A 16,770-nucleotide genomic window follows, 5' to 3' on the forward strand; every position below is an offset into this window, starting at 1 on the left:
TCGCAAAGCGGGCCGCAAAGATCCGCAAGAATACGCATCTGCCAGCACTTTCGTCGAGCTACTCGCTCTGCGTACGGTGCGAACATGATCATCAACACCGTGCGGACCCGGCGCAGCGCCGACGATTTCCCGAAGTCCGAGCATCTCGCGCAGAAGATCGCCGCCGTGGCCACCGATCCGGTGGCGGTGCCCGCCGACACCACCGAGATGGTGATCAACCGGATCATCGACAACGCCGCGGTGAGCGCTGCCTCGGTGATCCGACGGCCGGTCACCACCGCACGCGCCCAGGCGCTGGCGCATCCGCCGACCTCCGCCGGGAGCGGTTCGGGAGTGTTCGGTGTGGCAGGCGCCTACGCACCCGAGTGGGCGGCCTGGGCCAACGGTGTCGCCGTGCGTGAACTCGACTTCCACGACACCTTCCTGGCCGCGGAATACTCCCATCCCGGCGACAACATCCCGCCGCTGGTGGCCGTGGCCCAGCACGTGGGCGCCTCGGGTACCGATCTGATCCGCGGATTGGCCACCGCCTACGAGATCCAGATCGACCTGACGCGCGGAATGTGCCTGCACGAACACAAGATCGACCACGTCGCCCACCTCGGACCGTCGGTGGCGGCGGGCCTGGGCACCATGCTCGGCCTCGACGAGGACGTGATCTACCAGGCCGTCGGACAGGCGCTGCACCTGACCACCGCGACCCGACAGTCCCGCAAGGGCGCGATTTCCAGTTGGAAGGCGTACGCGCCGGCACACGCCGGGAAGATCGCCATCGAGGCGGTCGACCGGGCGATGCGCGGCGAGGGGTCGCCCGCTCCGATCTGGGAGGGCGAGGACGGCGTGATCGCCTGGCTGCTCGGCGGTCCCGAGGCGGTGTACGAGGTGCCGCTACCCGGGCCCGGAGAACCCAAGCGGGCGATCCTCGACAGTTACACCAAGGAGCATTCGGCCGAGTACCAGAGCCAGGCGCCCATCGACCTCGCCCGCCGGATGCGCACACAGATCACCGATGTCGACGACATCGAATCGATCGTCTTGCACACGAGCCACCACACGCACGTGGTGATCGGCACCGGCTCGAACGATCCGCAGAAGTTCGATCCGTCGGCGAGCCGGGAAACCCTCGACCATTCGGTGCCCTACATCTTCGCGGTGGCCCTCCAGGACGGAACCTGGCACCACGAATCGTCCTATGCCCCCGAACGGGCCAACCGTCCCGACACCGTCGACCTGTGGCGCAAGATCTCGACCGTCGAGAACCCCGAGTGGACGCGGCGCTACCACTCCGACGACCCCGCCGAGAAGGCGTTCGGCGCCAGGGCGGTGATCACCCTGCGCGACGGGCGGGTGATCACCGACGAACTCGCCGTCGCCGACGCGCACCCGCTCGGCGCGCGTCCCTTCGCCCGTCCCCAGTACGAGGCCAAGTTCACCACGATGGCCGACGGGGTGATCGACCCCGACGAACAGCAGCGGTTCCTGTCGGCGGTGGCAACGTTGACCGATGTGGCGGCGGGTGACTTGGGTGCGCTCGACATCGCCGTGCTGCCACAGGTTCTCGACAAGGCGCCGACCCTCGGGGCGGGGATCTTCTGATGCCGGACGCCACACCCGATGCGGCGGGCCTGTTCTCGTCGGTCACCTCAGCCACCGACAAGCGTCGCGCGTTACGTGCCGGACTGGCGTCGGGACGGTTGCAGCGCTGGCCGGGCGCCTTCTCACCGCTGGTGGCCACACTGATCGCCGACATCGGTTTCGACGCCGTCTACGTCTCAGGCGCGGTGCTCGCAGCCGATCTCGGACTGCCCGACATCGGGCTGACCACTCTGACCGAGGTCGCCGGACGCGGCGGGCAGATCGCGCGCGCCACCGAGTTGCCGTCGCTGATCGACGCCGACACCGGGTTCGGCGAACCCATGAGCGCCGCACGGACCGTGGCGATGCTCGAGGACGCCGGACTCGCCGGATGTCACCTCGAAGACCAGGTGAATCCGAAACGCTGCGGCCACCTCGACGGCAAGGACGTGGTGCCCACCGGTGACATGCTCGGGCGCCTCGCCGCGGCGGTGTCGGCGCGACGCGATCCCGACTTCGTCATCTGTGCCCGCACCGACGCCCGCGCGGTCGAGGGACTCGACGCCGCGATCGACCGGGCCAAGGCGTACGCCGACGCGGGCGTTGACCTCATCTTCACCGAGGCACTACGCGACCTGTCGGAGTTCGAGAGGTTCCGCGCGGCAGTGGATGTGCCGCTGCTGGCCAACATGACCGAGTTCGGAAAATCCGAGCTGTTCACCACGAGGCAACTCGGCGACATCGGCTACAACGCGGTGATCTACCCGGTCACCACGCTGCGCATCGCGATGGGTGCCGTCGAGGCCGGCCTGCGTGAGATCCGCACCGCGGGAACCCAATCGGGCCTTGTCGATGGCATGCAGCACCGCAGCAGGCTCTATGAGCTGCTGCGCTACGCCGACTACAACGACTTCGACCAGGATCTGTTCGGCGCCCACCGTGAAGCCCAGCGTGAAACCGACCGTGAAGGAGCCCTGTCATGAGCACACCGGTCACCGCCCCGACCATCTACAAGGGGCTCGCGGGTGTCGTCGTCGACTCCACCTCGATCTCGAAGGTGGTCCCCGAAACCAACTCGCTGACCTACCGCGGCTACGCGGTGCAAGATCTCGCGGCGCACTGCGGCGTCGAACAGGTGGCCTACCTGCTCTGGCACGGTGAGCTGCCCGGCGACGCCGAACTCGCCGCGTTCACCCAGCGTGAGCGGGCGAGTCGGCGCCTGGACCGGTCGACGCAGGCGGTGCTCGCACGCATCCCGGAGAACTGCCATCCGATGGACGTGGTGCGCACCGCGATCAGCTACCTCGGCACCGAGGACCCCGACGAGGACAACGCCGACCCGTCGGCCAACCACGACAAGGCGCTGCGCATGTTCGCGGTGCTGCCGACGATCGTCGCCGCCGACATGCGTCGCCGCCGCGGACTCGATCCGATCAGACCTCATCACGGTCTCGGCTACGCCGAGAACTTCCTCAACATGTGCTTCGGTGAGGTGCCCGACGCGGTGATCGTGCGGGCATTCGAGCAGTCGATGGTGCTCTACGCCGAACACAGTTTCAACGCCTCCACGTTCACCGCCCGCGTGGTGACCTCCACCCGGTCCGACATCTACAGCGCGGTCACCGCGGCGATCGGCGCGCTGAAGGGATCGCTGCACGGCGGGGCCAATGAAGCGGTGATGTACGACATGATCGAGATCGACCGCCCCGAACGCGCGCGTGATTGGCTCGACGGCAAGCTGTCTCGAAAAGAGAAGGTGATGGGTTTCGGCCATCGCGTGTACAAGAATGGCGATTCGCGGGTGCCGACGATGCGAGCGGCGCTCGGCGAGGTGTCGGCGCATATGGGGGAGGACCGGTGGCTGCGGATCTATACCGAGTTGGAGTCGGCGATGGCCGCGCGCACCGGGATCGCACCGAACCTCGATTTCCCGACGGGACCGGCATATCACCTGATGGGCTTCGACATCGGCTCGTTCACACCGATCTTCGTGATGAGCCGGATCACCGGTTGGACCGCCCACATCATGGAGCAGGCGGCCTCGAACGCACTCATCCGCCCGTTGAGCGACTACACCGGGCCCCCTCAGCGCACCCTCGTCGTCTGAGACGTTCGTCCGGGATCACGACCGTTTGAGGGTTATGGTCAAGCGCAACACCGCTCGGGGGCGACGAGGAGATGAGTGACATGTTCGACAAGGTGCTGGTGGCCAATCGCGGTGAGATCGCGATCCGGGCGTTTCGCGCGGCCTACGAACTCGGCGCCCGCACGGTGGCGGTGTTTCCCTACGAGGACCGCAACTCCCTGCACCGGTCGAAGGCCGACGAGTCCTATCAGATCGGCGTGCCCGGCCACCCGGTGCGCGCCTACCTGTCGGTGGACGAGATCATCGGCGCCGCACTGCATTCGGGTGCCGATGCGATCTATCCGGGCTACGGATTCCTCGCCGAGAACGCCGGGCTGGCCGCGGCCTGCGCCGCGCACGGCATCACCTTCGTGGGGCCGTCGGCCCAGATACTCGACCTGACCGGCAACAAGGCCGAGGCGGTGGCCGCGGCCCGCGCGGCCGGGCTCCCGGTGCTCGCCTCCTCGGAACCGTCGGCGGATGTCGACGAACTCGTGGCGGCCGCGGAGACGATGCGCTTTCCGGTGTTCGTCAAAGCGGTGGCCGGCGGCGGCGGCCGCGGTATGCGTCGCGTCGCGCATCGTGAGGATCTCACCGACGCGATCGGCGCCGCCTCCCGCGAGGCCGACACCGCGTTCGGCGATCCGACGGTGTTCCTCGAGCAGGCGGTGATCGACCCGCGCCACATCGAGGTGCAGATCCTCGCCGACACCCACGGCGACGTGATCCACCTGTTCGAGCGTGACTGCAGTGTGCAACGCCGACACCAGAAGGTGGTCGAGTTGGCACCCGCCCCCAACCTCGACCCCGCACTGCGGTCACGGATCTGCGCCGACGCAGTGGCCTTCGCCCGGCAGATCGGCTACTCGTGTGCGGGCACCGTCGAATTCCTCGTCGATGCACACGGCAACCACGTCTTCATCGAGATGAACCCGCGGATTCAGGTGGAGCACACGGTGACCGAGGAGATCACCGACGTCGACCTGGTGGGTGCTCAGCTGCGGGTGGCCGCGGGAGAGCGGCTGAGCGATCTGGGACTCACGCAGGACTCGATCACGATCCGCGGTGCGGCGATGCAATGCCGGATCACCACCGAGGACCCGGCCGACGGATTCCGGCCCGACGTCGGCCGCATCACCGCCTACCGCAGCCCCGGCGGTGCCGGGGTGCGGCTGGACGGCGGCGCCAACCTGGGCGGTGACGTGTCAGGGCATTTCGATTCGATGCTCGTCAAGTTGACTTGTCGTGGAAGGGATTTCGACACCGCCGTGCGCCGCGCGCGACGCGCGTTGGCGGAGTTCCGCATTCGCGGGGTGGCCACCAACATCCCGTTTCTGCAAGCCGTGCTCGACGACCCGGATTTCGCGGCGGGACGCGTCACCACGTCGTTCATCGGCGACCGCCCGTGGCTGCTCACCTCGCGCGGGTCGGCCGACCGCGGCACCCGCATCCTCTCGTACCTCGCCGACGTCACGGTCAACAAACCGCACGGTGAACGCCCCACCACCGTCTATCCGCGCGACAAACTGCCCGGCGTCGACCTCGGGGTACTCGACTCGCCGCCGGACGGGTCGCGGCAACGACTTCTCTCGCTGGGGCCCGATGGCTTCGCGCGGGATCTGCGGGAGCGGCCGGCGGTCGGGGTCACCGACACCACGTTCCGCGACGCCCACCAGTCGTTGCTGGCCACCCGGGTGCGCACCAGCGGCATGATCGCCGTGGCCCCCTATGTGGCCGCGCTGACCCCGCAGTTGCTCAGCGTCGAGTGCTGGGGTGGGGCCACCTACGACGTCGCCTTGCGGTTCCTCAAGGAGGATCCGTGGGACCGGCTCGCGCAGTTGCGTGAGGCGATGCCCAACATCTGCCTGCAGATGCTGCTGCGCGGCGCGAACACCGTCGGGTACACGCCGTACCCCACCAAGGTGACCACCGCCTTCGTCGCCGAGGCCACCGAGGTCGGCATCGACATCTTCCGGATCTTCGACGCACTCAACAACATCGACCAGATGCGACCGGCCGTCGACGCCGTCCGCGAGACGGGCCGCGCCGTCGCCGAGGTCGCGATGAGTTACACCGGCGATCTGGCCGATCCCGCCGAGGATCTCTACACCCTCGACTACTACCTGCGGCTGGCCGAGCAGATCGTCGAGGCCGGTGCGCACATCCTGGCCATCAAGGACATGGCCGGGCTGTTGCGGGCGCCGGCGGCCACCCGCCTGGTGTCGGCGCTGCGCCGCGAGTTCGATCTGCCGATCCACGTGCACACCCACGACACACCGGGCGGGCAGCTGGCCACCTACCTCGCGGCGGTGGCGGCCGGCGCCGACGCCGTCGACGGGGCCGGCGGTCCGCTGGCCGGCACCACGAGCCAGCCGCCGCTGTCGGCGATCGTCGCGGCCTTCGCGCACACCGACCACGACACGGGCCTGGACCTGGGGGCGGTGTGCGATCTGGAACCGTATTGGGAGGCGGTGCGAAAGGTGTACGCGCCCTTCGAATCCGGCGTACCCGCACCCACCGGACGGGTGTACTCGCACGAGATTCCCGGCGGTCAGCTCTCGAATCTGCGGCAGCAGGCCATCGCGCTGGGCCTGGGTAACCGCTTCGAGGCGGTGGAGGAGGCCTACGCGGCCGCCGACACCATGCTCGGCCGGCTGATCAAGGTGACGCCGTCGTCGAAGGTGGTCGGCGACCTCGCCCTGGCGCTCGTCGGGCAGGGCATCGCACCCGAGGAATTCGCCGCCGATCCGGGCGCCTACGACATTCCCGATTCGGTGATCGGTTTCCTGCGCGGTGAACTCGGTGAACCCGCCGGCGGCTGGCCCGAGCCGCTGCGTACGCGAGCGCTGGCCGGGCGTTCGGCGCCCCGACCGACCGCCGAGGTGTCGGCCGCCGACTCCGCCGCGCTCGACGAGTCCGGGCGCGGGCGGCAGGAGACGCTCAACCGGCTGCTGTTCCCCGGCCCGACCCGCGAGTACACCGAGCACCGCGACGCCTACGGCGACACATCGCGGCTCTCGGCGAACCAGTTCTTCTACGGACTGCGCTACGGCGAGGAACACCGGGTGGAACTCGAGCCCGGGGTGGAACTGCTCATCGGTCTCGAGGCGATCAGCGAACCCGACGAGCGCGGCATGCGCACCGTGATGTGTGTGCTCAACGGACAGTTGCGGCCGATCGCGGTGCGTGACCGTTCGGTGGACTCCAAGGTGGCCACCGCCGAGCGCGCCGACCGGTCCAACCCGGGCCACGTCGGTGCGCCGTTCGCGGGCGTGGTGTCGCTGTCGGTGGATGTGGGTGACGAGGTGGCCGCGGGCGCCGCGATCGGCACCATCGAGGCCATGAAGATGGAGGCCACCATCACCGCGCCCGTCGCCGGCAAGGTGTCGCGGGTGGCGATCGGGTCGGTGCAGCAGGTGTCGCCGGGCGATCTGCTCATCGAGATCGGCTGAGCGCGACGCGACCTTCCCGCGCGAGTGGTCGGCGCTCAGTTGATCACGTTGCGGACGAATCGCGTGGTGCCGTCGGCGATGTTGACGTAGGAGTAGGTCTGCGAGCTCGGGTAGGTGGTGTGCTCGCCGGGGTCGAGGTCGATGTCGGGGGACTGCGGGTCGGCGAAGGCGATGCGTAACCGGCCGAAGGCGACGAGCACCGTTTCGAACCAGCCGTCCGGGTCGGGCTCGGCGTCGTAGCGTTCGCCCGGGCCCAGCGTCCAGGTCCACAGCTGCACCTCGTGGCGTGCGGGGACGCTGGTCCGCAGCACTCCGACGCTGTGTTCGTCCTCGCCACGCCAGGCCACCACGTCGAGATCGCGGGAGTGGCTGTCCGGGTCGCGCACCATGTCGACGAAGCGGACGCCGAGCGCTTCGGCGAGCCGGTCGAGGCTGGCGAGACTGATGTTGGTGTCGCCGCCCTCGAGGTTGACGATCATGCGCCTGCTGATGCCGGACGAGTCGGCGAGGGCCGCCTGGCTCAGACCGCTCTGCCGGCGCAGATCGCGCAGGTTGCGGCCCACGTGAGCCAGCACGTCGGATCGTCGACTTGGCATGCGCACTATATTACCCCTAAGCTTGTGCACTATGTTGCGCAAAGATCCGGCCCGCGACCGAGGGGGTATCCAGCTCGGCCGTCACGAACTGGCCCTCATCGCGGTGACCGCGATCTGGGGCGGCACCTTCCTGGTGGTACACACCGCGATGGCCCACAGCGGACCGCTGTTCTTCGTCGGACTGCGTTTCACCGTTGCCGGTCTGTTCGGACTTCTCGTCTTCGGCAGGTCGCTGCGGGGCATCACGCGTCTCGACGTCGTGGCGGGGGTCTCGATCGGACTCATGCTGGCATTCGCCTACAGCCTGCAAACCTTTGGGCTGCAGTCGATCAGCTCGAGCAAGTCGGCGTTCATCACGGCCATGTACGTGCCGCTGGTGCCGGTGGCGCAGTGGGCGATCTTCCGCAAGCGGCCCGGTGTGATGAGCTGGATCGGCGTCACCCTCGCCTTCGTCGGCCTGCTGCTGCTCTCCGGACGCGACGCCGGCGGCCTTGGCTTCGGCGCTGGTGAGTTCGCGACGCTGCTCGGTGCGATCGGCTGCGCGGGCGAGATCCTGCTCATCGGCTTCTTCGCCGGACGCGTCAACATCCAGCGCGTCACCATCATCCAACTGCTCGTCGGCGGGGGACTCTCGTTCCTGGTGATGCCGGTGGCCGGCGAGTCGGTGCCGTCGTTCTCGTGGGTGTGGCTGCTCGCCGCCGTGGGCATGGGTGCGGCGAGCATCGTGATCCAGCTGACGATGAACTGGGCTCAGAAGTTCGTCTCGCCCACCCGGGCCACCGTGATCTACACCGGGGAACCGGTGTGGGCGGGCCTCTTCGGCAGGCTGGCCGGTGAGAGACTGCCCGCGCCCGCGCTTGCGGGAGCGGCGCTGATCGTGGTGGGTGTGCTGGTGAGCGAGATGCGTCCGCCGCGGTGGCGGACACGGGGAGCGAAGAGGCGCGAGCTTGCGGCCGAGCAAGCGCCAGAAAGGTCACCGCTGTAGCCGGGCACATGTACCGGTACCACTCGGCATGCCGAGCGGTGACCCTTCTGGACACATGCGAACTCAGCCGACTTCGGAACGCACCACGGTGGCAGCCGACACCAGGTTGGTCAGTGCCGCGGTGACCTCCTCGGTGGTGCGGGTTTTCAGGCCGCAGTCGGGATTCACCCACAGCCGTTGCGGCCCCACCGCGGCCAGTGCCGCCCGCAGCGACACCTCGATCTCCGCGGGGGACGGGACGCGCGGCGAGTGGATGTCGTACACGCCAGGACCCACAGCGTTGGCAAAGCCCACCTCGTTGAGGTCGTCGAGCACCTCCATCGCCGAGCGGGCCGCCTCGATCGAGGTGACGTCGGCATCGAGATCGGCGATCGCGCCGATCACCTCACCGAACTCGGAGTAGCACAGGTGGGTGTGGATCTGCACGGCGTCGGTGATGCCCGACGTCGCCAGCCGGAACGCCCGCACCGCCCAGTCCAGATACGCGGGTTTGTCGGCGTCGCGCAGTGGCAGTAGTTCGCGCAGGGCCGGTTCGTCCACCTGGATGATGCTGACACCGGCCCGTTCCAGGTCGATGGTCTCGTCCCGGATGGCGAGCGCGATCTCGTTGGCCGACACCGACAGCGGTTGGTCGTCGCGGACGAACGACCACGCCAGGATGGTGACCGGACCGGTGAGCATGCCCTTGACCGGTTTGTCGGTCAGCGACTGCGCGTAGGTGATCCAGTCTTCGGTCATCGGTCGTGGACGCACGACGTCGCCGAAGAGGATCGGCGGACGGACGCAGCGGGTGCCGTAGGACTGCACCCAGCCGTTCGTGGTGGCGAAGAAGCCGTCGAGCTGTTCGGCGAAGTACTGCACCATGTCGTTGCGCTCGGGCTCGCCGTGCACCAGCACGTCGAGGCCGAGCGTCTCCTGCAGCGCAACCACATCGGCGATTTCCGCTTTCATTCGGCGCTCGTATCCGGCGTGGTCGATCTCGCCGGAACGCAGGGCGGCGCGCGCCAGCCGGATCGACGACGTCTGCGGATAGGAGCCGATCGTGGTGGTCGGCAGCACCGGCAGCTGCAGCCGTGTGTTCTGCGCTTCTATCCGTTCGGCGGCCCGACCGCGGGTCACGTCGCCGGCCGAGATCGCGTCCAGCCGCTCGCGCACCGACGCCACGTGCACACGCGGATCGGTGGCCCGGGTGGACAGGGCGGCGGCCGACGCTGCGAACGCCTCTGCCTGCGACTCGCGCCCGTCGCGCAGCGCCCGCGACAAGGTGGCCACCTCGTGGTACTTCTCGGCGGCGAAGGCCAGCCAGCCACGCAGATTCGCGTCGAGTTCGTTCTCACCGTCGAGCGTGTAGGGCACGTGCAGGGTGGAGCACGACGTCGACACCGCCAGTGCCCGTACCGAGCCCAGCACAGTTCCGAGTGTGGCGAGCGCCTTGTCGAGGTCGGTGCGCCACACATTGCGGCCATCGACCACTCCGGCGACGAGCAGTTTGCCGGCCAGTTCGGGTACGGCGACCACGGAGTCCACCGAGCCCTCGACCAGGTCGACGCCGATCGCCTCCACCGGTGTGCGGGCCAGTGCGGCCAGCGACTCGCCGGGATCGCCGAAGTAGGTGCTGACCAGGATCGCCGGGCGCCCGGCCGGAGCGGCCAGCGCCGAGTACACCGCGTGTGCCAGCGCCGGAAGGCCCTCGGCGATGTCGGTGACCAGTACGGGCTCGTCGATCTGCACCCAGCCGACACCGGTCGCCGCCAACAGAGTGAGCAGTTCGGTGTACCGCGGCAGCAGGTCGTCGAGGCGACGCAGCGGGTCGACGCCGCCGTCAACGGCCTTGGCCAGCGCCAGATAGGTGATCGGTCCGATGATCACCGGGCGGGCCGGGACACCCGCGGCGTGGGCCTCGGACACCTCGCCGAGAAGCTTGGCGGGGTTGAGTCCGAATGTGGTGTCGGGGGAGATCTCAGGAACGAGATAGTGGTAGTTGGTGTCGAACCACTTCGTCATCTCCATCGGCGTGAGGTCGCCGGTGCCGCGGGCCGCGGCGAAGTAGCGGTCGAGATCGTTGTCGACTGCCGTGAAACGCTCCGGTAGCGCATCGAAGAGCACGGTGGCGTCGAGCATCTGGTCGTAGTAGGAGAACGTGTTGATCGGGATCGAGTCGAATCCGGCCGCGACCAACTGATCGATGGTGTCGCGGCGCAACCCGGCGGCGGTCTGTTCGAGGTCGGCGGCGCCGACCGTGCCGCGCCAGTAGCCCTCGACGGCGCGTTTGAGTTCGCGGCGCGGACCGATACGTCCGGTGCCGGGAACGGTGGTGGTGAACGGCGCGGCGACCGGCCCCGAGGTGGGACCCGCGGAGGCGCCGGCATGGGAACTGATGGACATGAGTCGTGTACTCCTGCACTGGATGTCAACGGTTCACCGCCCTGCAGGGAGCATCGACAAGCCACGGGTGCCGCACCGAGCGGGCACCACGGATGGCATGATCGACCTGCGCCCAGTCCTCGAGGCGGCGAGCCACCGGCCGCGGCGCGGCCGGTACAGCAGGCAGGTCTTCGGACTCGCCGGCTCGCACACCCGGACGGGCGTTACACCTACTGGCCGTCGCTTCCCGGGCGCAGTGCGCCCAGTGCTGATGACGGCGGTCGTTCCGACATACCGCTGCGGGACAGTTCCGGATTCACACCGGATTCCCTCTCACCCGGGGAGCCGGACGGAATCCGGGACCGGGCTCGACGCCGCGCGCTGCGATCACGGTGCGCGCGGACGAACCAACTGCGCGAACCAGCGTAATGGACGTTGCGGTGAGGGTGTCCTGCACCCTCTGTGCCGCGGCATCAGCACCTTTGCCTACGACCTCACCGACCGTGGGTCGGTGATCGACGCCGTCGCCGCCGCACCGGGGTTTGCCGAGATCGTGAACCGTCAGCTACCGCGATAGGTGGAGTACGAGTACGGACTCAGCAGGATCGGGACGTGATAGTGCCGGGACGGGTCGTCGACGGTGAAGCAGATGTCGACCTGCGGGAAGAAGCCGACGATCCCGTTGCCGTCGAACCATTCACCGGTGGCGAAGACCAGGTGATATGTGCCGGGCGCCAACGGATCCCGGTTCACCTGGGAGATGCGGCCGTCGTCGTCGGTGACCCCGGTGGCGAGTTCCTCGCCGTCGACGGCGCGCAGGCTCACCGACATCCCCACCGCGGGGGCGCCGGAGACGGCGTTGAGGACGTGCGTGGACAGACCTGTCATGGTGTCACCCTAGTCATCGACGAACTGCACCGCGGGGGTCAGCATGCGCTGCAGGCGGCTGCGGTTGATCTTGGCCAGTTCCATCCGCATCACCCGGCGTTCGGTCTCGGCGTCGTTGCGCAGGCGTTCCTTGAGGATCGCCAGCAGTTCGTCGGCGGGCCGGCCATTGGCGAACACCAGATACACATGCCCGAACTTCTCGTCGTAGGCCTTGTTGAGTTCCTTGAGTTCGGCCAGCACCGCCGGATCGGCCCCGGTGACACCCGACTGCTCCCGCGACGACGACGGGTTGTCGGGACGGTCACCGATCCGTGGATGCCCGGCCAGGGCTTCGTCGAGGTCGGCCTCGGTGAGTTCGGCGAGGATCAGGTCGGCGTATTCGAGCAGCGCCTCGTCGTCGGAGAACGGGCGGGCCCGCGCCACCCGCAGCGCCCAGATCGACGAACTGCAGCACTCGTAGAGCGATCCGATGGCCTGACGTTCGGTCAGGTCGTTGAAACTGGACAATCCTCGCCAATCCACGCGTCGCACGCGGACAGCCTACGAGAGCTCGGGCTGGCGGCTGAACCGGGCCGAGGTGATCGGGTTTGCGTCGGCCACGAGATCGTCGAATCGGTAGTTGACGATCTTGGCGATCTCGATCAGCGCGAACGACTTCTCGGAGATCTCCGAGTTGTCCATCCGCGCCCAGCCGTTGCGCAGCACCCTGTCGTAGCGTTCGGTCTCCCGAGCGCAGATGACCAGCGGGAAGCCGAAGTGATCGCGGTAGGCCGACGCCAGGTTCACCACGTTCTCGTGCTCGGTCTCCTCGAGGTGGGAGAGACCCTTGTGGTCGACCGCCCTCAACGTCCCCGTCTCGTCTTCGGCGCCCAGGTCGGGGAACGCCTTGATGAGCTGGAGTTGTTGCTCGTCGCTGCCGGTGAGCATGGCCTCCTGGAAGGCGATGCGCAGGTCGTGGACGTCCTCGAAAGGCCGCTGCGCCCAGGCGCGGTCGAGCACCCAGTCGACACTCTGCACCACCTCGCCGAAGACGTCGCGGAACATCTCCCGGGTCATCTTGTTGACCTCGTCGAGTGTGATGGCGCCGCCGCCGGCCACCGCCGGTCCCCGCGATCCGATGTGGAAGAACAAGAGATTCAACAGGATCGCGGTGATGGCACCCATCGTGATGCCGGTGGAGAAGGGGATCTGAAGGAAGATGTTGGGCATCGCCTCGTCCACGCCGGGCAGGGCGGGCACCTTGACCACCTCGCCGCCCTTCTCGATGACCGACGTCGGCGTCGACGACTGCGAGAACTGCACGTAGAGCGCCACGGCCAGTGAGGTGGCGGCGATGATGAGGTTGCGGTGGTCGGTGAAGTCGACCGCGGTGAGCGTCTGGATGCCGACGATGGCGACGGTGGCGAACATGATCAGCGCCGCGCCGCCGAGTACCGGCGACGGAATCGACTGCACCACACCGGCGAGCTTGGGGATCAGGCCGAGGATGATCATGATGCAGCCGGCGCAGGCGACCACCCAGCGGCTCTTGACGCCGGTCAGCCGCACCAGGCCGACGTTCTCGGAGAACGCCGTGTAGGGGAACGAGTTGAACGAGCCGCCGATCACGGTGGCCAGTCCGTCGGCGCGCACGGTGGCCGCGATGTCTTCCTTGCGGATGCGCTTACCGACGATCTCACCGGTGGCGAACACCGAGCCGGTGGATTCGACGGCCACCACGAGCAGCACCACGATCAGCGAGACGATGGCGACGATGTCCCAGCGCGGCCATCCGAAATAGAACGGCGGGGTGAAGCCCAGCCAACTCGACTTGCCGACGTCGGTGAAGGAGGCGTCGCCGCACAGCCAGGCGACCAGCGTGCCCACCACCAGTCCGAGCAGCACCGCGATGGTCGCCATGAAGCCCTTGAAGAAGCGCTGCATCAACACGATCAGCAGGATGGTGCCGAGGGTGTAGCAGACCCATTTCCAGTTGGCGGAGTCGTGCAGGCCGGCGTTCTCGCCGACGGGGTTGGTGACCGCGTCGCCGGCACCGACCGGGATCAGGCAGACGCCGATGATGGTGATCAGCGTTCCGGTCACCACGGGGGGCAGAAATCTGATCAGCCTGGCGAAGTACGGGGCGATGAGGAAGGTGAAGGCACCGGCGGCGATCACCGCGCCGTAGACCGTCTGCAGGCCGACGGTGCCGCCGCCGTTCTGGTTGGCGATGTGGATCACCGGTGCCAGCGTGGCGAAGGTGATGCCCTGCAGCAGCGGCAGCCGCACGCCGATCTTCCAGATGCCCACCGACTGCAACAGCGAGGCGATGCCGCACGTGAACAGGTCGGCGGTGATGAGTTTGGTGAGGTCGGCGCTGTCGAGGCCGATCGCGTTGGCGATCAGGATCGGCACCAGCACGGCTCCGGCGTAGAAGGCGACGACGTGCTGGGCGCCGAGCGCGACGAGTTTGCCGGGTGGTGGCACCTGATCGACGGGATGAACCCTCTTGTTCTTTTTGGCCGGTGCGGCCGGTGCCGAATCGGTTGCCATGACGAGATCCCCTTCACACGACTGTGCCCAAGCGCGACTGTGCCCACTGCGTCGGTGTGCTTTCGTGCGCCATGGACGTGGCGCGGCTCACCGGCAGATAAATAGTGGACCGCGGGCCGCATTCGCGCGAGGCGCGGATCGTATATTTCGCCTGGGTAAAGGGGACAGAACGGACGGGTGCGCCTACCATCGGCGCACATCATGACTCTGCGATCACCCGACGGGAACCCCGGTCGCGCGCGCACGGGGACGTCGGTGGCCGGCGTGGTACTCGCGGCGGGTGCCGGAACGCGCTTCGGGCAGCCGAAAATCCTTGCTGCACAAGGAGTATGGCTACGCAATGCGGTGGCGGCACTACGTGGTGGGGGATGCGACGAGGTGGCCGTGGCGATGGGTGCGGCGGTGATCGAACCACCCGACGACACCGTCGGGCTGGTGGTGGACGATTGGTCGGACGGATTGTCGGCGACGGTGCGCGCGGCGTTGCGGTGGGCGCGGAGCCGCAACCGGTTCGCCGGTGTGGTTTTACATGTTGTTGACATGCCCGACGTCGGCGGTGAGGTGGTCGGCCGGCTCCTCGACGCCGCCGCCCGTGCACCGGACCGTTTGGTGCGCGTCACCTATCGCGGGCGCCCCGGCCACCCGGTGTATCTGGGAGCCGAGCACCTCGACGGGGTGATCGACTCCCTCGACGGCGATGTGGGCGCGGCGCGCTATCTGCGCGCACACGCCCACAGCGTCGTCGAGGTGGAGTGTTCGGATCTGGCCTCGGGACTCGACCGGGATCACCGGTGAGCCGACCGAATCGGGGTGTGAGCCCACCGACTCGGCGGACCCGACCTCAGGAGGCGGAAGACTTGGCAGGGTAGGTGTAGAAGCCTTCGCCGCTGGCCATGCCCAGCTTGCCCTCGTCGATGTAGTTGGCCTTGAGCCAGGCACCGAGGTGCCGGTTGCCCTGGTCGCCGTTCATCAGGATGTTGTACGGCGTCTCCAGCCCGATCACGTCGTAGATCTGCATCGGGCCCAGCGGTGATCCGGTGGCGATCCGCCACGTCTCGTCGACATCCTCGGGGTCGGCGTAGCCGCCGGCGACGAGTTCGAGTCCGGCGTTGAGGAACGGGATCAGCAGGGTGTTGAGGACGTAGCCGGCCTTCTCCTTGTGCAGCTGGATCGGCACCATCCCGATCTGCTTGGCGAACTCGACCACCTCGTCGTAGACCTTGGGGTCGGTGTCGCTGGTCCCCATCACCTCGGCGGTGTTGAACTGCCACACGCGATTGGCGAAGTGCAGTGCGAGGAATCGGTCGGGGCGGCCGGTGCATGCCTTGAGGTCGCTGGGCAGCAGCGACGACGAGTTGGTGGCGAATACCGTCTTCGCCGGCGCGAGGTCGGCGAGCTTGCGGTAGATCTCCTGCTTGAGTTCGAGAACCTCGGGCACCGCTTCGATGACGAGGTCGGCGTCGGCGACGGCCTTGGCCAGGTCGCTGGTCAGTGTGATGCGGGCGCGGCCGGCCTCCGCGGCGCCGTTCCCGGCGTCGGGAACCTCGGCCTTGTACGTCTCGACGAGGCCGTCGAAGCGCTTCTCCGCAGCCGCGAGTGCCTTGTCGCTGACGTCATAGGAGATGACGTCGAAACCCTTGAACGCGGACTGGAAGGCGATCTGGGAGCCCAGTACGCCTGCACCGAGCACCGTGATGTTGTGAAAATCTGCCATGGTGTGAAACCTCCGTGATTGTGGTGGATTTCCCTCCCTCCCAGAGTTCAACGCAACCGCACCGCAAGGTGAGTCCGGGATCGAGCTGTCCACTCCGTCACACAATCACCGGCGGTATGGCATCGATCAATGCGCCGGTCACCGACAGGCCGAGGGCACCGGCAGCGAATCGGGACACCGGGGCCACCGCGGCAGTCATCGCGTCGGCTCCGCCGGCGCGGCAGCAGCCGGAGAGCACCGCTGCACCGGACTCCTCTGTGCCGGACGGGGCTGCGTCGGACTGGGCTGCACCGGATTTCGTCGCGTCGGCGGCCGGGGTCAGCCCGATCAGTGCGATCAACTCACCGGTGGTCGGCACACACACCGCCCAGGTGAACGTGGTTTCGTCTCGCCAGCCGGCGTCGCTGCTCGCCACGTATCGCGCCGGGTCATCGACACCCAGTTCTGCGAGGGCGGCCGCATCCGAGAGCCGATCATCGGCACGTAGGCCGCGCAGATACCACGAACCGGCATTGATCTCGACCGGCTCCACCTGCTGA

At 67.9% G+C, this 16,770-nt stretch carries 13 protein-coding genes and 1 riboswitch; of the genes, 6 read left to right on the forward strand and 7 right to left on the reverse strand.

Translation table 11 applies throughout. The annotated features are described in order from the left end of the window. Positions 1 to 84 precede the first annotated feature (84 nt). The 4 genes from prpD (at position 85) to ACWDSI_RS03055 (ending at position 7,152) form a co-directional block, all read left to right on the forward strand. Positions 85 to 1,596: a 2-methylcitrate dehydratase PrpD gene (prpD, locus tag ACWDSI_RS03040; RefSeq protein ID WP_449755620.1), complete on the forward strand. Its 1,512-nt coding sequence runs from the start codon at positions 85 to 87 to the stop codon at positions 1,594 to 1,596. Beyond that, positions 1,596 to 2,558 (forward strand): methylisocitrate lyase, encoded by a 963-nt coding sequence (prpB, locus tag ACWDSI_RS03045; RefSeq protein WP_449755621.1) that lies wholly within the window; start codon positions 1,596 to 1,598, stop codon positions 2,556 to 2,558. Before prpD ends, prpB begins: the two co-directional genes overlap by 1 nt. After that, on the forward strand, positions 2,555 to 3,682 hold the full coding sequence (locus tag ACWDSI_RS03050) for a bifunctional 2-methylcitrate synthase/citrate synthase (protein ID WP_449755622.1): 1,128 nt from the start codon (positions 2,555 to 2,557) through the stop codon (positions 3,680 to 3,682). Before prpB ends, ACWDSI_RS03050 begins: the two co-directional genes overlap by 4 nt. An 80-nt stretch (positions 3,683 to 3,762) precedes the next feature. Beyond that, on the forward strand, positions 3,763 to 7,152 hold the full coding sequence (locus tag ACWDSI_RS03055; protein ID WP_449755708.1) for a pyruvate carboxylase: 3,390 nt from the start codon (positions 3,763 to 3,765) through the stop codon (positions 7,150 to 7,152). Between the two features lie 35 nt (positions 7,153 to 7,187). Here the strand turns inward: ACWDSI_RS03055 and ACWDSI_RS03060 are convergent, their stop codons facing one another. Continuing rightward, complete coding sequence (locus ACWDSI_RS03060; RefSeq protein WP_449755623.1) at positions 7,188 to 7,748, reverse strand: helix-turn-helix domain-containing protein; 561 nt, start codon at positions 7,746 to 7,748, stop codon at positions 7,188 to 7,190. Between the two features lie 31 nt (positions 7,749 to 7,779). Here ACWDSI_RS03060 and ACWDSI_RS03065 point away from each other — a divergent pair, with 31 nt between their 5' ends. Further along, a complete protein-coding gene (locus ACWDSI_RS03065) occupies positions 7,780 to 8,733 on the forward strand; it encodes a DMT family transporter (protein WP_449755624.1) in 954 nt (317 codons plus the stop codon). 63 nt (positions 8,734 to 8,796) lie between these two features. Here the strand turns inward: ACWDSI_RS03065 and metE are convergent, their stop codons facing one another. From metE to ACWDSI_RS03085, 4 genes are all read right to left on the reverse strand, one after another. Beyond that, complete coding sequence (gene metE / locus ACWDSI_RS03070; RefSeq protein ID WP_449755625.1) at positions 8,797 to 11,118, reverse strand: 5-methyltetrahydropteroyltriglutamate--homocysteine S-methyltransferase; 2,322 nt, start codon at positions 11,116 to 11,118, stop codon at positions 8,797 to 8,799. 144 nt (positions 11,119 to 11,262) lie between these two features. Continuing rightward, positions 11,263 to 11,453: riboswitch (cobalamin riboswitch) on the reverse strand. 205 nt (positions 11,454 to 11,658) lie between these two features. Continuing rightward, positions 11,659 to 11,985, reverse strand: coding sequence for a hydroxyisourate hydrolase (uraH, locus tag ACWDSI_RS03075; protein WP_449746049.1), 327 nt, complete (start codon positions 11,983 to 11,985; stop codon positions 11,659 to 11,661). Between the two features lie 9 nt (positions 11,986 to 11,994). Then, positions 11,995 to 12,516, reverse strand: coding sequence for a 2-oxo-4-hydroxy-4-carboxy-5-ureidoimidazoline decarboxylase (uraD, locus tag ACWDSI_RS03080; RefSeq protein ID WP_449746048.1), 522 nt, complete (start codon positions 12,514 to 12,516; stop codon positions 11,995 to 11,997). A 9-nt stretch (positions 12,517 to 12,525) separates the two neighbouring features. Further along, positions 12,526 to 14,517: a solute carrier family 23 protein gene (locus ACWDSI_RS03085; RefSeq protein ID WP_449746047.1), complete on the reverse strand. Its 1,992-nt coding sequence runs from the start codon at positions 14,515 to 14,517 to the stop codon at positions 12,526 to 12,528. 201 nt (positions 14,518 to 14,718) lie between these two features. Between ACWDSI_RS03085 and ACWDSI_RS03090 the strand changes: the two genes are divergently transcribed. Next, a complete protein-coding gene (locus ACWDSI_RS03090; RefSeq protein ID WP_449755626.1) occupies positions 14,719 to 15,312 on the forward strand; it encodes a nucleotidyltransferase family protein in 594 nt (197 codons plus the stop codon). A gap of 46 nt (positions 15,313 to 15,358) precedes the next feature. Here the strand turns inward: ACWDSI_RS03090 and ACWDSI_RS03095 are convergent, their stop codons facing one another. Further along, on the reverse strand, positions 15,359 to 16,231 hold the full coding sequence (locus ACWDSI_RS03095) for a 3-hydroxyacyl-CoA dehydrogenase (RefSeq protein WP_449755627.1): 873 nt from the start codon (positions 16,229 to 16,231) through the stop codon (positions 15,359 to 15,361). Between the two features lie 97 nt (positions 16,232 to 16,328). Next, on the reverse strand, positions 16,329 to 16,763 hold the full coding sequence (locus tag ACWDSI_RS03100) for a hypothetical protein (protein WP_449755628.1): 435 nt from the start codon (positions 16,761 to 16,763) through the stop codon (positions 16,329 to 16,331). Positions 16,764 to 16,770 lie beyond the last annotated feature (7 nt).

The organism is Gordonia sp. NPDC003429 (assembly GCF_053588575.1).

Bases quoted from the DNA above. Each gene is read 5' to 3' on its own strand.
- prpD (WP_449755620.1), top strand. From the start codon at position 85: ATGATCATCAACACCGTGCGGACCCGGCGCAGCGCCGACGATTTCCCG.
- prpB (WP_449755621.1), top strand. From the start codon at position 1,596: ATGCCGGACGCCACACCCGATGCGGCGGGCCTGTTCTCGTCGGTCACC.
- ACWDSI_RS03050 (WP_449755622.1), top strand. From the start codon at position 2,555: ATGAGCACACCGGTCACCGCCCCGACCATCTACAAGGGGCTCGCGGGT.
- ACWDSI_RS03055 (WP_449755708.1), top strand. From the start codon at position 3,763: ATGTTCGACAAGGTGCTGGTGGCCAATCGCGGTGAGATCGCGATCCGG.
- ACWDSI_RS03060 (WP_449755623.1), bottom strand. From the start codon at position 7,748: ATGCCAAGTCGACGATCCGACGTGCTGGCTCACGTGGGCCGCAACCTG.
- ACWDSI_RS03065 (WP_449755624.1), top strand. From the start codon at position 7,780: ATGTTGCGCAAAGATCCGGCCCGCGACCGAGGGGGTATCCAGCTCGGC.
- metE (WP_449755625.1), bottom strand. From the start codon at position 11,118: ATGTCCATCAGTTCCCATGCCGGCGCCTCCGCGGGTCCCACCTCGGGG.
- uraH (WP_449746049.1), bottom strand. From the start codon at position 11,985: ATGACAGGTCTGTCCACGCACGTCCTCAACGCCGTCTCCGGCGCCCCC.
- ACWDSI_RS03085 (WP_449746047.1), bottom strand. From the start codon at position 14,517: ATGGCAACCGATTCGGCACCGGCCGCACCGGCCAAAAAGAACAAGAGG.
- ACWDSI_RS03090 (WP_449755626.1), top strand. From the start codon at position 14,719: ATGACTCTGCGATCACCCGACGGGAACCCCGGTCGCGCGCGCACGGGG.
- ACWDSI_RS03095 (WP_449755627.1), bottom strand. From the start codon at position 16,231: ATGGCAGATTTTCACAACATCACGGTGCTCGGTGCAGGCGTACTGGGC.